Here is a 14,789-nt window from a genome sequence, read left to right as displayed (position 1 = left end):
AACCACCTTTATGGTGGTTTTTTTATGATTTTATTACAAATAGTTTTATGTATTTTTGCTTCGAAATGTTTTAAGATGAAATACTTTTTAACCGTACTCTTTTTATTGTGCTTTTCGTTTGGTTTTTCCCAGATGGGGAAATCAACTGATGCTGCAAAGGATGTTCCCAAAAAGACTCCGAAAGCGGCTTTTGACCAATACAGGATTATCACTTTGCAAAAGGATACCACTTATGTAGATACGTCGCTCACAATAAAAAAGGAATACGAATACAACTATTTGCGAAAAGATATTTTTGGGCTTTTGCCGTTTGCAAATGAGGGACAGACATATGCGGTTCTTGATTTCGGATTAAAAAATTTCACCTCTTTTCCCGAAATAGGTTTCTCAGGCAAACAATTCAATTATCTGGGTGTTAACGATATTAAATATTATTCAGTTGCAACACCGGTGACCGAGCTGTATTTCAAGACAACCATGGAGCAAGGACAATCCGTTGATGCCTTTATCACGGTAAATACTTCCGAACGTTTCAATATGTCAGTAGCGTTCAAGGGTTTGCGTTCTCTGGGTAAATACATCAACCAGCTTTCAAGTACCGGAAATTTCAGATTTACATCAAGCTACAATACCTTAAACAAAAGATATTACCTAAACTTCCATTTTACCGGACAGGATTTCCTGAATGGTGAAAATGGCGGAATCACAAACGTTGATGATTTCGAAAGCGAAGACGGAGCCTTTTCAAATCGTGCCCGATTGGAAGTGTATTTGACCGATGCTACCAGTTTTATGAAAGGCAAAAGGATTTTCTTTGACCATAATTTCAGGATTAATGGCAAGAAGGGAGACAACAATCTCTACCTGACGCACCAATTCAATTACGAGCATAAGTTTTTTAATTACTATCAAAAAACGCTGCTTTCTACCGTAACCATTGATGAAAATGAGATTCAGGTAGCACGTTTTGGCGAGTCTTATGTTCCGGGCGACATCAACGACCAAACGCGTTATACACGATGGTACAATAAGGCCGGAGCAATTTATGAAAATTCCCTGTTGGGAAAATTCCAGTTTTTTGGCGAGGCTTTCCGATATAATTATTACTATGACAAAGTGCTGATTCTGGATTCGGGCGTAATCCCAAACAGGATTAATGACGAAATCTATACTCTTGGCGGGCAATACGATTACAGGAAAAATAAATGGAACGGAACCTTTAGCTATGCCAACTCCATTTCAAACCAACCGATGTCTAACTTTGATTCCAAACTGAAATATAAGCTGAATGACAAAAACGAATTTGTTTTCCAATACCAATTGCTGAATAAAATCCCGGACCATATTTACAACCTGTATCAAAGCAGTTATGTAGCTTACAACTGGCACAATGATTTCAAAAACGAGAAAATCAATAATCTTGAGGCAACAGCCAAAACGCAATGGTTTGACGCTTCGGTGCAGGTAAGCTCCATAAAGGACCATCTGTATTTTAGCGCCGATCCTTCAGAAGAACGCCAACAGCTTATTTCCCCAAAACAATACGATAAAACGATAAATTATTTGTCCGTAAAAGTGAGCCGAGAATTCAAATGGTGGAAACTGGCATTAGACAACACCCTATTGTACCAAAAGGTTGACCAGGAAGAGGACGTGCTCAATATTCCTCAAATTACAACAAGGAATTCGCTCTATTTTACCGATTATTTCTTCAAAAAAGCATTGTACCTCCAAACCGGATTTACCTTTAATTATTTTACCAAATATTACATCAACGATTACAATCCGGTAACGGTTGAGGCATTTGTACAAAACGAAAATAAGGTTGGCGATTTCCCAATGCTCGATTTCTTTGTCAACGCCCGAATCCGTCAAACCAGGATCTTCTTCAAACTCGAACATTTCAACTCCAAGATAACCGGCAACGATTTCTACACCGCGCCTAATTATCCGTACCGCGATTTCATAATCCGATTCGGATTGGTATGGAATTTCTTCCAATAATGTCATTGCGAGGAACGAAGCAATCTGTTGTAGATTAGGAACGAAAGGTTTGGGCATTGCCAGCAGTCGTAATTCCTGCTTTTCGCTATACTTCGGTATCGCTCCAATCAGGGTTATTGAGTAAACCATTTTAATTTTTGGAAACCATATAAATAGACATTACATTTGTCACAAATAAAAGAAGTCTTTATTCTTTCTTCTTTTTTCTATTCTCTAAAAAAATGAAATACGCAGAAAATATATTAGGGACTATTGGCAACACGCCATTAGTAAAACTTAACAAAGTCGTAGAAGGAATCGACGCTTTGGTTTTGGCCAAGGTAGAAACCTTCAATCCGGGGAATTCCACAAAAGACCGTATGGCACTTAAAATGGTTGAAGATGCCGAAGCCGACGGAAGGTTAAAACCAGGCGGAACCATCATTGAAGGAACTTCAGGAAACACCGGTATGGGATTGGCGCTTGCCGCAATCGTAAAAGGCTACAAATGTATTTTTGTAATCACCGACAAACAATCCAAGGAAAAAATGGATATCCTTCGCGCCGTTGGTGCTAAGGTTGTGGTATGCCCAACAGATGTTGAGCCAACAGATCCACGTTCATACTATTCGGTATCCAAAAGGCTGAGCACTGAAATTCCAAATTCCTGGTACGTAAACCAATACGATAATCCCTCAAACGCAAAAGCGAATTATGAGCAAACCGGACCAGAAATCTGGGAACAGACTGACGGGAAAGTGACTCATTTCGTTGTTGGAGTTGGAACAGGAGGAACCATTTCCGGAATCGGAAAATATTTGAAAGAGAAAAATCCCAACATCAAAGTTTGGGGAATCGATACCTATGGTTCTGTGTTTAAAAAATACCACGAAACCGGAATCTTTGACGAAAACGAAATCTATTCCTATATCACAGAAGGAATCGGAGAAGACATTTTGCCAAAAAACGTTGACTTTTCAATCATCGACGGATTTACCAAAGTAACCGATAAGGATGCTGCGGTGTATACCCGAAAAATCGCTTTGGAAGAAGGAATCTTTGTTGGGAATTCTGCAGGTTCATGCATCAAAGGATTGCATCAGCTAAAAGAACATTTTACAAAGGATGATGTGGTAGTGGTTTTGTTCCATGATTCGGGAAGCCGTTATGTGGGAAAAATGTTCAACGACGACTGGATGCGCGAAAGAGGGTTTTTGGATGAGGATATCACCAAAGCCGAAGATGTGATCAAAGACCATAAAGACAAACCATTGGTAGTCGTTCGTACAGAGGAATTGGTTTCGCATGCGATTGAGCGTTTGAAAAAATACAATATCTCACAAATTCCCGTAATTGATACTACTGGTTTTGTTGGAAGTTTGGACGAAACCGATTTGTTCAGAAGCTATGTAGAAGACAAGAACATCGCTGAAAAGCCAATCCGTGAAATCATGGGAAAACCGTATCCGATTGTAAAAGCGAATACACCAATTGAGGAAATCTCCAAGTTAATCAACAAGGAAAATCAAGCAGTATTGGTTGATTTAGGCGACGGAAAACACCATATCATTACGAAACATGATATTATAAGCTCGATTAAGTAAACTTAATTAGAAGCAAGAAGCAATAGCCAAGAAGCAAGATTTTAAAGTCTTTTTTCTTGGCTCTTTCTTCTTTTCTCTTTTATTCTCCAATCAAAACACCCGAAACATTCCACGAACTGAAGCTGCTTCCTTCGGGCAGTCCTTGCGGAATTTTTATTTGAATGGAATGGCTTCCGGCTTCAAGGTTCCCTAAATCAATATAAATTGGATTGGTGACTGTTCCCGGGCACCAATTGGCACGGCTGTAATCAGAAGAAGACAAACCGTTAGGGAAATTCCCTGACGCAGGATTTGACAAACGATATGAACCGCAATCCTGACGCCATGGCGTAAAAGCAAATGCTTCCTTTCCGTCAAGGTAAATACTGTTTTTCTTCGGTACAAATTCATCCCCATTTTCCCAGCCACCATGACCGGTTGTGATATAACGCAGCCTACAGTTTTTCAAGGCTTTGTCTAATTTAAAATTTACTTCAAGTCCTTTGTCATTATTGAACATCGTTCCATATTCCTGCCCAGCCATTTCCATTATGTTATTGGTACAGAAGAGCGGCACTATCTGCAACGGAGCAACTTTGTTTTCATCCTCATTGTGAATGGTAATATTTGCCGTAACCTTGTGTCCGCCTTTGTCATAATTGCCGATGAAAATTCCAACCCAAACTTCCTGATTGCTCAGCCTTGCCCTTAAATCGGATATATCCTGACGATAGAACACATTTTCAGCCCAGGTTTTGTCCTTTAACTGAAGCGTGTTGTACTGCTTCACTCCAAAAGGCGTATAGAAACGCATCAATTCCACCACAGGATTGTAATTTTCAGTTGTTGTTACACCTTGGTATTCCTTGCCATTTCCATTGGTATAAACAGGAAGGGCACTTTTCCCATTTTTCAAACCATCCATAAAAGAAGTGGCCTTATCTATCGGAATGATAAAAAACGAACCGGTCCTGTCGTAAGCATCACCGTTGGATTGTTCGGTTATGTCTGCAAAAACCTGGCTTCCAACCTTTATTTCCGGAATCTTAATTTTCCTTACGGCAATGGTTCCGTTGGCAAATCTCAGTATGCTGTCATTCGACTTCGATGAATCGGAAAAGTTGATGATTTGATCTTTGAAAATGCTGATTGTTGTAAAGCGGCTTTTCCAAAGAAGATCTTTATACGTCAAATTGTCGACTTCCTTCATTGTGATGGGTTCGATAGAGGCGGATTTGTTTTTTTCTATTTTAGTTGCAGTAATTTCAAAATTCCCATTACGAACCACTTGTAAAACCAATCCCAAATTCTGTCCTAAGGTAGTTGGCGCTCCTTTTATTTTTAAACCATCGGTATACCACAATTCGATTGTATTTGAATTGACAATCGTTTTTGCTTTTTTGCATGTATGACCCAATATCTTTTTTGTTTCGGGAAGCAGTTCAAAACTCTGTTTCGCAAGCGAAAGGCTGTCGCGCGTTTGGATAGCCCTGTCAGTGGCTAATATTGCATACTGATTGATTGAATTGCTTTTTCGTGCTATTATCGTATATTCCATTGGAAAATGATCCCATTTGTAGTTGTCGTTGTCCTGACTCGTTAGCATAGTGTTTTCACCCGAAGCATATACGACAATAGGATCCTGCCCTTCAATCAAAGTCCCGTTCGAGCTTTTGAGATAAGTTATCCTGTAATTTTGGGAAAACGAGCTTCCATAAATCGCGATAAAAACTAAGAAAAGTAATTTTTTCATTACAAAAACAATGGTTATTAAAGTAAAATTCTTACTTTAGATGAAAAATTAGGATTGTGAAAGAAGATTTCCTTCATTATATATGGCAATATAAGAAGTTTGACTTTTCAAACCTAGCAACTGTGGCTGGAGAATCAATCACAATCCAAAAATGTGGAAGTTACCTGCAACAGTGTGGTCCTGATTTTTTTAATGCCCAAATAATAATCGGCAGTCAAAAATGGGCTGGGAATGTTGAAATCCATGTGAGGTCTTCCGATTGGTACCTGCATCATCATGAGGATGATTCAAATTATGAGAACGTAATCCTGCATGTGGTTTGGAAATACGATATGCCGGTTTTTAGGAAAGACAATTCAGAAATTCCTGTTTTGGAAATTCGGCAGTATATTCCAAATGAAATTTTGGAGAATTACCATTCCCTGATTACATCAAAAAATTGGATTTACTGCGAAAACCAAATTGTGGCTATTGATTCTTTTGTTTTGGAAAATTGGCTGGAGCGATTGTTTTTGGAACGCTTGGAGCGGAAATCCATTTCGGTACAAGAGCTTTTGTCTGTAACAGAAAATGATTGGGAAGCAGTTTTGTTCTGCATGCTGGCCAAAAATTTCGGATTGAATACCAATGGGGAAACCTTTTTGAAAATAGCCAAATCGGTTCCGTTTTCAATCATAAGAAAGGAAAGCCTCGAGGCAGCTAATTTAGAAAGCCTGCTTTTGGGAAGAGCCGATTTATTTCCGATGGATATCCAGGATAATTATACAAAAGATTTAAAAAAGCGATTCGATTATATCATCCAGAAATACCAGCTGAAGCGGATAATTGTTGAGCCCGTTCAGTTTTTCAAACACCGCCCCGATAATTTCCCCACAATTAGATTGGCGCAATTGGCAATGGTTTATCAGAAGGAGCCCAACTTATTTTCGAAACTGATTGCTGCAAGATCTCTGGAAGAATTGTATCAATTGTTTGAGGTTTCCACTGCGGATTATTGGCAGACACATTATCAATTCGATAAAGAAAGCCCCAAAAAGAAAAAACAGCTTTCAAAATCGTTCATCGATTTGCTGATCATCAATACCATAATTCCGATACAGTTTGCTTATGCCAAAAGCCAGGGAAAGGAAATTTCGGAATTCCTATTGGCTTTGCTTAAACAGGTTACTGCCGAGAAAAATACCATTGTTGGCAAATTTTCAGATTTTGGGATTAAAGCCAAAAATGCTTTTGAAACACAGTCGCTGCTGCAGCTCAAAAATGAATATTGCGATAAGAATAAATGTTTGCAATGCGCTCTTGGAATTCAGCTTTTAAAAGAGTAATTTTAACGTTTTAAATCAAAAAATGTCACTGATAATCCAGTTAAAATACTTCTTCGAAAAGCATGGCTTTCATGTTTCATCCCGTTTGGCAGACAAGCTAGGGATGAGGGCTTCCAATGTGCGCCTGTTTTTCATTTACATCACTTTTGTGACGGCTGGTTTATGGTTTAGTGTCTATTTGACGTTAGCTTTTTGGATTAAACTCAAAGATTTGATCCGAGGCAAAAGAACGTCAGTTTTTGATTTATAATATGGTAAAAAACGATTCAATTTTAAATTCGGTTTTGGGTTATTCCAAAAGCCAGCGTATTGGCATCATACTGTTTTTCCTGATTATCCTTCTGGCTCAGGGAATATATTATTTCTGGGATTTTAATAGTACTACGAATTTCGGCAACGAAAAAACTAAATGGCTTGCCAATCAAAATGTCATTGACAGCTTAAAGCTGGAAAACAAAAATCTCAAACCAACCATTTATCCCTTTAATCCAAATTTCATTTCTGATTTTAAAGGCTATAAATTGGGAATGTCTGTTGCTGAGATTGACCGGCTGTTAGCGTACAGAAAACAAAACAGGTTTGTGAATTCCGCCGAAGAGTTCCAGGCTGTAACCAAAGTTTCCGATTCTTTATTGAATGTTATTTCGCCTTATTTCAAATTCCCGGATTGGGTAAGAAACAAAAAATATAACGCTCCGTCATTTGCCAAAAAGGATTTTCCAAAATCGGAGAAAATAATTGTCCTCGATATCAATCAGGCAACGAAAGAGGATTTGATGAAAGTTTACGGAATTGGCGATAAAATCTCTGACAGGATTTTGGAACAAAAACAAAAATTGGGAGCGTTCGTTTCTATGGAACAGATGAATGATATCTGGGGTTTGTCACCAGAAGTTATCGAAAAAATAAACGCAGCTTTTGTGGTTAAATCCATTGCAAGTGCTAAAAAAATCAATATTAATAATGCTTCTGTCAAGGAGTTATCGCAGTTTCCTTTTTTCAGATACCAATTGGCAAAGGATATTGTCGTTTACCGAACGATGAATGGAGACCTAAAGCTTGAGGATTTGTCAAAAATTAAAGGATTTCCCGATGATAAAATAAAGATAATTGCCTTATATTTGGAATTCTAAAAAACCAGATAAAATAGCGTAGTTATATGAATTCAATGTACTTTACAGAAGAGCACGAATTATTTAGGGAAAGTCTAAAGGATTTTCTCCGTATTGAAGTCGTGCCACATATTGAAAAATGGGAAAAAACCGGTACAATCGAGCGCTTTATCTGGAAGAAGTTTGGAGATATGGGCTTTTTCGGATTGGCCTACCCTGAAGCTTATGGCGGATTGAACCTGGATTTATTTTACACCGTTGTATTACTCGAAGAACTTCAGAAAATAAAATCTTCCGGATTTGCTGCAGCAATGTGGGCGCATGCCTATTTGGCGATGACCCATTTAAATGCAGAAGGAGACGAACGAATCAAGCAGGAGTATCTGGCTCCAAGCATTTCGGGAGATAAGATTGGAGCGTTGTGTATTTCCGAACCTTTTGGTGGAAGCGATGTTGCAGGTATGCGTACAACAGCAACAAAAAAAGGAGACAAATATGTTATCAACGGATCCAAAACATTCATCACAAACGGAGTTTATGCCGATTATTATGTTGTGGCTGCTAAAACGAACCCTGATTTAGGCAATAAAGGAATAAGCATGTTCCTTGTGGACACCAACCTGAATGGAATTACAGCTACAAAGCTGGATAAATTGGGTTGGAGAGCCTCCGATACCGCTGAGATAGCTTTTGATAATGTTGAAATTCCAGCAGAAAACTTAATGGGAAAAGAAGGAAAAGGCTTTCCTTATATCATGCAGCATTTTGCATTGGAGCGATTGATTATGGCGATAAATGGACATGCAAGAGCCGAATATGCAATTGACTACACCATTGATTATATGGCGCAGCGCGAAGCATTTGGAACTACAATCAATAAGTTTCAGGCATTAAGGCATACTATGGTTGACCATGCCACTGAAGTGGAACACTGCAAAATATTTAATTATGCTGCTGTAGCCCGATTGGATAAAGGAGAGTACGTAGTTAAGGAAGCCACAATGGCTAAATTAAAATCTACAAAAGTGGCAGATGAAACTATTTATAGCTGCCTTCAAATGCTTGGCGGATATGGTTATATGGAGGAATATCCTTTGGCACGTTTGTTAAGAGACAGTCGTCTAGGGCCAATAGGTGGAGGAACTTCGGAAATCCTTCGGGAGATTTTATCTAAAATGATCATTGATAAACAAAACTATCAGCCTGCAGTAAAAAATGATAAAGAGGAGCAAAGGCTTTGAAATAAAAGATTCACTAATTCATTAAAAAGTATAAATAAAAAAAGCGGGTTGAAATTTTTCAACCCACTTTTCGTTTAAAAACTAACCACAATTTAGTCTTTAATAAATTTTAAAGTCTCTACATAATCTTTACTTGATACTTTTACAAAGTACACACCATTTGAAATGTTGGCTAAGCTAACAGGTATGGTTGTAGCATCTGAAGCTGTATTGATTTCATTTTGATATACTAATCGGCCATTTATATCAATCACATTGATACCAACTGTTGTATTTTGGAATGCTGGAAAATCCTTGATTGCGATTTCAAAAATCCCGTTGTTTGGGTTTGGATACAAAACGATAGACGAATCATTTCTGCTCTCAGTACTTGCAGCTGAAGCATTCTTTGGATATACAATAGGTGCACAATCAATTGAAAGGTTAGGGTTGATTTTTAAAGTAACCAATCCGGTTGCATTTGGCTTGAAAACCGTTGCCGAATTTCCTTTGACCTGTATTTGATTTTTTGCGGTAAAGTCGGCCACACAGTTATCCCTAAATGTAACATTCTCAATTTTTAAATTGTTGTTGATTTTATCCAATTTGAAATTGAATCGGTTAAAGATATGATTGTCAATCACCGCATTCCCGTTAACCTTTTTCATCTCGTCGACAAATTCTACAGCATCTCCTGTGTCTAAAGCACCAGCACCAATCTGTCCCTGGAAAATTGAATTCAACGCCGTTATCGATTCTACATCTTTAGACGTCAATTTCAGAATGCAGTCCACCTCGTCGGGTGTTATGCAACCATTCACACTCACCATCAGGGCAGCAGTACCTGAGACTCTTGGAGCCGATCCCGATGTTCCGCCACCTGTATATACAATTGGATGCCCGGCTTGTTCAGAATAAATATCGAATCTGAAGGTACTTCCGGTAGGAGCTAAAATGTCCACATTAGGGTTAGAGGTGTGTGAGCGGGTTAAACCATTTGGACTTGTGATGTAATTGGGATTTTCATGCCATTGAGGCCATCCGTTGTACAAGACGACAAAAGGGTTGTAGGGATCATTACCATTAATGGTTCCGGCAAACTGGCCTTGAAATCCACCATAACATTCAATTCCTGTTGGCGATGTACAGCAATATGTTGGAGGCGTTGGCTGTAACGGCAGCGTAAAGGGATACTTATGCGCAACAGAAGATACAGAGATTACTCCGTCATAACTTGCCGGAAATCCAAATTGTGTTCCTGTCCATGAGGGACCACTCTGAGTTCCTCCATCCGGCAGATAATCCGTTGTTGTCTGATAGGACGACCTGTTTCCGGCCGAGGCTACAAGAACAACCTTATAATGAGTTCTAAGCGAATCGACAACCATTTGGTCCGCCTCGTGATACCCTGCCGCATAACTGGAATACATGTAGGCCCAACTCATATTGATAACCCTTACGCCAGTTTGAGCCAAAGCTATCAGATTGTTATAATCTCCATAAGCAGTCCCTTTGATTTTGCAGTCATAACAAACTCCCGTTGAGCCATAATTGTTGTTTCCCTGAGCGGCAGCAATTCCGGCAACACCTGTTCCGTGCCAGGTCGTTATATCGTTTACATTATAAGGCAGGTTTTGATAAGATCCGGGATTTACGAAGCTTACCTTTCCTGCATAATCTGTATCAGTTGTCATGATACGGGCGTCCGAAATACCAATGGTCATTCCGTTGCCGGTTGTGATGTTCCAGGCTTTTTGTGCATTCATATAATCCAAATCATCCCTGTTGATATCGGCACCTGTATTCCCATTGGGATTTGTCGAGCCATAATCGTTAGGGTACGTCATCAACTCAGCCACATCATTTGTTAAATCATCGTATTTCCTGTAAACCGATGGATAAGTTGTGATCAAATCATTTGCTAAGGTACTGCTTTCGGTTTCTACCATTAATACCCTTGCGAAGCTTTCCCATGTTGGAAGTGCAGCCGGAAAAGCTTTGTCAAAGCGCGTGATTTTATATTTGCCAAAAAAAGTCTGCAGGCCAGGATTCGTTCCGTTGTAAACCAAATAATTGCCTTGTTTGGAAAAAGTTGGTGCGCTTGACGAATTGTATAAGTACATATAATACTTATAGGTTTTTTGCCCATAGCTGTATGTTAGGAACAGGCAGCAAAAAAGGATTAGTATTTTTTTCATAATTTCATGTTTTAGATGTTAAACGATGAAATTACTTATTGCCCATTTTAGCTTCTAAAGCCTCAATCCTTTTGTTTTGAGCGATGATGTAAAGCGTTAATTCTTCAATTTTTTCTTGTTGGATTCTTGCCATTTCACCCACGTTAATACCTTCGTCTTTTACCTGTGCTGCAGAAGGAACGTTAGGCAAGTGACCATTTTCATTGATAAACTCCTCAACTTCTGATAATGGCTTTAAGTTATAGTCTTTCGCAAAAACATAATCTGCCCATGTAGTTGCCAGAGCAACTCTCATTTCCTCAGTAAGAAGTCCGCCTTTTACAAACAAAGTATAATTAGGAATACTTACACCACCAACAGATGTTGGAAACGTACCAAAAGGAGTTGTGTTATTACCACCAATGGCTACTTTACCATTTAGTTTCAATTGGTCGGCAGCAAAATCCCCCCAAATCAAAGGATTGCTATTGGTTGAGTTGTCTATAAACAGGTTGTTGCTCAATGAACTGCCAAGTTGGTTTGCGGTTGGACCTACATTCGAACCTACAAAAACATTTCCTGAACCTGCATTATTGGAACCAGAACTAAATCCTAAGTAAGTATTGTTGCTTCCGGTGTTGTTTTTATATCCGGCTGATGCACCAAAAAAGGCATTTTCATTACCACCATTGTTAACTATTCCGCTTGAAGCACCATAAAAACTATTGCTGTTTCCGGTTACTGTATATCCTGGTGTTCCCGGAGCTGGAGTAGAACTTGAACTTCCATAACCACTTTTGTAACCTGTGTAAGTGTTAGAGTTTCCTGAAGTAATGGAGTTTCCGGAATTTTGCCCAATGAAGGTGTTGCTGCCAGTTGCTGCTGTTGTTCCTGTAAAGAACCTTCCTGCATTCGCACCATAGTATGTACAGGAGTTGCCACCTAATGATCCGGCTAAGTTTCCACCACTTGTCAACGTTGTAGTTGAAGCCACATTTTGAGCGTTAGCTCCAAAAAGTCCTGCAAGTAATAAACCTGCTGCTAATAATTTTTTCATAATTTTAGAGTTTTTAATTGATATTTCGTTGTTTAATTTTTAATAAATTTTATTGTTTTTGATTGTTGATTTTCGAGATCGATTTTTACGATGTAAATAGCCCTTTTGAGTTCGGTTGCCGGTATGGTATAATTGTTTGTGGGGATTGTTTTTTCTTTGATTACCAATCTTCCGGATAAATCATAAAGTGAGAAACCAATAATTCGTTCACTATTAGAAGTTATTTGGATATCGTTGTAGGACTGGTTTAAGAGGATATCAGTTTTGGGATTTGTATTTAGGGCTTTTCCGCCAGTTCCAAATCCGGGTCTTGGCCTAATGACTGTTCCTTTACTTCCTCCTAATTTGTTGTTTTCAGGATCTGATATAATGATGACGTTGGTTGAAGATGGAGTTACAGTCGTACAGACTGCGCTTTGTATTTCACCCGAAATGGTAGCTGATGGAACTTCAATTGTAAAAATTATCTCTTCATCAGAGACATAAAGATATTGTTCAAAATCCCCTGCAAGAGGAATATGCTGAGCAGACAGATTGCTTTTTGCCAGCAAAATAATTAATAAAACGAAGAGACCTTTTTTCATGATTTTAAGAATTAAATGTTAATCAAAATTAGTTTTATGTTCGATAATAAAAATACCATAAAAACGTTATTTTTTGTAAATTTCAAAACATGAAAAAGGTATTTTTAGCGACTTTGTTTTTCTTTCAATTGGCCTATAGCCAAAACAACGAAAAGGCCATTGAAGGCTTAATCGAAGATTTTACAAGAACCCAATTTACCATTCCGGATTCGTCGTACCATTATATAAGGAAAGCTTTAGGCATCGCTCAAAAAGGCAACAGCCCGCAGCTTTCCAATTGTTTGTTTTATATGGGTCGGTACTTTTATAATGAAGGGAATCCTGCTAAAGCAAAACAGTGGTTTTCCAAATCCTTAAACCTTGCCATTAAAACAAACAACAAAAAAGCGTTAGCGCTTAATTATAATCTGCTCGGGTTAATCGAAATGGATAATGGGAATTATACCTATTCCCTGAGGCTTTTACTAAAATCATTGGATATTGCCGATAAAAATCATTTGGCAAAAAACAAATGCAACGCTTTAAACAATTTGGGGACGTTGTACGAACTGCAGAAAGATACCCTTAAGGCTTTAAAGTGTTATACCGATAATGTGGAAATTGCCAAAGCGAATGATTTTGACGAAGTATTGCTGTATAGTTATATGAGCCTCGGAATCATTAATAGGGCAACCAATAAGGATGATGCCGTCAAATATTACAACCTTGCTTATGGCATTGCCGACAAATTAAATGACGACTACCAAAAGGCCTCAATTTTAGTAAATACCAGCGAAGTATATTTGTCGACTGATTTAGAAAGTAATTATGCAAAAGCATTTGCCTGTTTGAATAAACTCAAGGAAATTGAAACCAGGACTAATAGTCAGGACCATTTATTCTATTATTATTTTAATATGGGAGCCTATTATTCCAAAACAAAAAACTATTCCAATTCTGTAACCATGTACCTCGAAGCTTTAAAGCTTTCAAAGGGCGCCATCGCCACCGAGCAAAAAATCAATTTGTTCCATTCGATTTCCAAAGTTTACAAAAAATCAGGGAATTTTGAAAAAGCGGTCGTGTTCCTCGAAAAATACCACGCATTGCAGGATAGTGTTTTTAGCGTAAAGAAAACAAAGGCATTCGATGAAATCCAGACTAAATATGAAGTCGAAAAAAAGAATTTAAAAATAGATTTGCTTTCAAGGGAAAAAATAATTGAAAAGACCAAAAAAAGGATTGTAATTTACGTTGGGTTGGCACTTGTCATTCCGCTTTTGGCCTTAGTGCTTTTTTACCGAAACCGGATTAAGCTGCAAAAAGTGATACAGGAAAAGGAAAACGAATTATTCCTTAAAGAGAAAACCGAATTGCAGCAACAACAGGAATTGGAACGCATCACCGGAATTGTCGAAGGACAGGACCAGGAACGCAACAGGTTTGCAAAGGAAATCCACGATGGGGTTGGAGGCGATTTGGCCGGGATTAAACTCCAGCTGCACCAAATCAATTCTTCATTACAAAGCGAACCCATAAATGAAATCATCAACCACTTAGGGAATGTTTTTGTTGAATTGAGGAATATTTCCCATGATTTGAGTTTGACTAAAATATCAGACAAAAGCCTGGAAACCCTATTGTTTGAATTGACAAAGGAATATGAAAACAGGGAAGAATTTGCCACAGAGCTCATCATTTTTCCTGATGGCGCGTTGGACAAACTATCATCAATCTTAAAACACCATATCTATAGGATAATCCAGGAATTATTGGCCAACGTTTCCAAACATGCCAACGCAAAAAATGTTTTGTTGAGTTTTACCAAAATGGAGGATAACCTAAACATAATCCTTGAAGATGACGGATGCGGTTTTGAAGTCACTGATAAAAATGGAATCGGATTAAAAAACATTCAGGAAAGGTTGGCAGCCATTAATGGAACGATGGCAATTGAATCGATGCCTAAAGGTGGCACCAGCGTTATTATAGATATCCTAGACTTAAAATTATAAA

11 protein-coding genes are annotated in these 14,789 nt (G+C 38.4%); 7 read left to right on the top strand and 4 right to left on the bottom strand.

Annotated elements, in window-relative coordinates; translation table 11 throughout:
• The first annotated feature begins 75 nt into the window (after window positions 1–75).
• Window positions 76–2,004, top strand: a complete 1,929-nt coding sequence (locus L1S31_RS00985; RefSeq protein ID WP_236460782.1) for a putative porin — start codon at window positions 76–78, stop codon at window positions 2,002–2,004.
• A 221-nt stretch (window positions 2,005–2,225) separates the two neighbouring features.
• Window positions 2,226–3,587 carry a pyridoxal-phosphate dependent enzyme gene (locus L1S31_RS00980; protein ID WP_236460773.1) on the top strand — a complete coding sequence of 454 codons (1,362 nt, stop codon included), beginning with the start codon at window positions 2,226–2,228 and terminating at the stop codon, window positions 3,585–3,587.
• A 79-nt stretch (window positions 3,588–3,666) separates the two neighbouring features.
• On the opposite strand, the gene L1S31_RS00975 is transcribed toward L1S31_RS00980, so the two are convergent.
• Window positions 3,667–5,319 (bottom strand): GLPGLI family protein, encoded by a 1,653-nt coding sequence (locus L1S31_RS00975; RefSeq protein ID WP_236460770.1) that lies wholly within the window; start codon window positions 5,317–5,319, stop codon window positions 3,667–3,669.
• 56 nt (window positions 5,320–5,375) lie between these two features.
• On the opposite strand from L1S31_RS00975, the gene L1S31_RS00970 reads away from it, so the two are divergent.
• Genes L1S31_RS00970 through L1S31_RS00955 form a run of 4 tightly spaced genes read left to right on the top strand, consistent with a single transcriptional unit; the run spans window position 5,376 to window position 8,997 of the window.
• Window positions 5,376–6,644 (top strand): DUF2851 family protein, encoded by a 1,269-nt coding sequence (locus L1S31_RS00970; RefSeq protein ID WP_236460762.1) that lies wholly within the window; start codon window positions 5,376–5,378, stop codon window positions 6,642–6,644.
• A 22-nt stretch (window positions 6,645–6,666) separates the two neighbouring features.
• On the top strand, window positions 6,667–6,894 hold the full coding sequence (locus L1S31_RS00965) for a PspC domain-containing protein (protein ID WP_236460760.1): 228 nt from the start codon (window positions 6,667–6,669) through the stop codon (window positions 6,892–6,894).
• A 1-nt stretch (window position 6,895) separates the two neighbouring features.
• Window positions 6,896–7,777, top strand: coding sequence for a ComEA family DNA-binding protein (locus L1S31_RS00960; RefSeq protein ID WP_236460758.1), 882 nt, complete (start codon window positions 6,896–6,898; stop codon window positions 7,775–7,777).
• Between the two features lie 26 nt (window positions 7,778–7,803).
• A complete protein-coding gene (locus L1S31_RS00955) occupies window positions 7,804–8,997 on the top strand; it encodes an acyl-CoA dehydrogenase family protein (protein WP_236460757.1) in 1,194 nt (397 codons plus the stop codon).
• A 92-nt stretch (window positions 8,998–9,089) separates the two neighbouring features.
• Here the strand turns inward: L1S31_RS00955 and L1S31_RS00950 are convergent, their stop codons facing one another.
• From L1S31_RS00950 to L1S31_RS00940, 3 genes are read right to left on the bottom strand one after another with little or no spacing between them, the layout of a single operon-like run.
• The gene (locus tag L1S31_RS00950) at window positions 9,090–11,174 is read right to left on the bottom strand and encodes a S8 family peptidase (RefSeq protein WP_236460747.1); all 2,085 of its coding nucleotides are present in this window, start codon (window positions 11,172–11,174) and stop codon (window positions 9,090–9,092) included.
• Between the two features lie 31 nt (window positions 11,175–11,205).
• Window positions 11,206–12,210 carry an autotransporter outer membrane beta-barrel domain-containing protein gene (locus tag L1S31_RS00945; protein WP_236460745.1) on the bottom strand — a complete coding sequence of 335 codons (1,005 nt, stop codon included), beginning with the start codon at window positions 12,208–12,210 and terminating at the stop codon, window positions 11,206–11,208.
• A 32-nt stretch (window positions 12,211–12,242) separates the two neighbouring features.
• The gene (locus L1S31_RS00940) at window positions 12,243–12,794 is read right to left on the bottom strand and encodes a T9SS type A sorting domain-containing protein (protein WP_236460744.1); all 552 of its coding nucleotides are present in this window, start codon (window positions 12,792–12,794) and stop codon (window positions 12,243–12,245) included.
• Between the two features lie 89 nt (window positions 12,795–12,883).
• Between L1S31_RS00940 and L1S31_RS00935 the strand changes: the two genes are divergently transcribed.
• The gene (locus tag L1S31_RS00935) at window positions 12,884–14,788 is read left to right on the top strand and encodes a tetratricopeptide repeat-containing sensor histidine kinase (protein ID WP_236460742.1); all 1,905 of its coding nucleotides are present in this window, start codon (window positions 12,884–12,886) and stop codon (window positions 14,786–14,788) included.
• The last annotated feature ends 1 nt before the right edge of the window (window position 14,789 follow it).

It is taken from the genome of Flavobacterium wongokense, assembly GCF_021608265.1.
Lineage (GTDB): Bacteria > Bacteroidota > Bacteroidia > Flavobacteriales > Flavobacteriaceae > Flavobacterium > Flavobacterium wongokense.
Note: the sequence above shows the minus strand (reverse complement) of the source record. Positions and strands in the feature narration are given on the sequence as shown.

Bases quoted from the DNA above. Each gene is read 5' to 3' on its own strand.
- L1S31_RS00985 (WP_236460782.1), top strand. From the start codon at position 76: ATGAAATACTTTTTAACCGTACTCTTTTTATTGTGCTTTTCGTTTGGT.
- L1S31_RS00980 (WP_236460773.1), top strand. From the start codon at position 2,226: ATGAAATACGCAGAAAATATATTAGGGACTATTGGCAACACGCCATTA.
- L1S31_RS00975 (WP_236460770.1), bottom strand. From the start codon at position 5,319: ATGAAAAAATTACTTTTCTTAGTTTTTATCGCGATTTATGGAAGCTCG.
- L1S31_RS00965 (WP_236460760.1), top strand. From the start codon at position 6,667: ATGTCACTGATAATCCAGTTAAAATACTTCTTCGAAAAGCATGGCTTT.
- L1S31_RS00960 (WP_236460758.1), top strand. From the start codon at position 6,896: ATGGTAAAAAACGATTCAATTTTAAATTCGGTTTTGGGTTATTCCAAA.
- L1S31_RS00955 (WP_236460757.1), top strand. From the start codon at position 7,804: ATGAATTCAATGTACTTTACAGAAGAGCACGAATTATTTAGGGAAAGT.
- L1S31_RS00950 (WP_236460747.1), bottom strand. From the start codon at position 11,174: ATGAAAAAAATACTAATCCTTTTTTGCTGCCTGTTCCTAACATACAGC.
- L1S31_RS00945 (WP_236460745.1), bottom strand. From the start codon at position 12,210: ATGAAAAAATTATTAGCAGCAGGTTTATTACTTGCAGGACTTTTTGGA.
- L1S31_RS00940 (WP_236460744.1), bottom strand. From the start codon at position 12,794: ATGAAAAAAGGTCTCTTCGTTTTATTAATTATTTTGCTGGCAAAAAGC.
- L1S31_RS00935 (WP_236460742.1), top strand. From the start codon at position 12,884: ATGAAAAAGGTATTTTTAGCGACTTTGTTTTTCTTTCAATTGGCCTAT.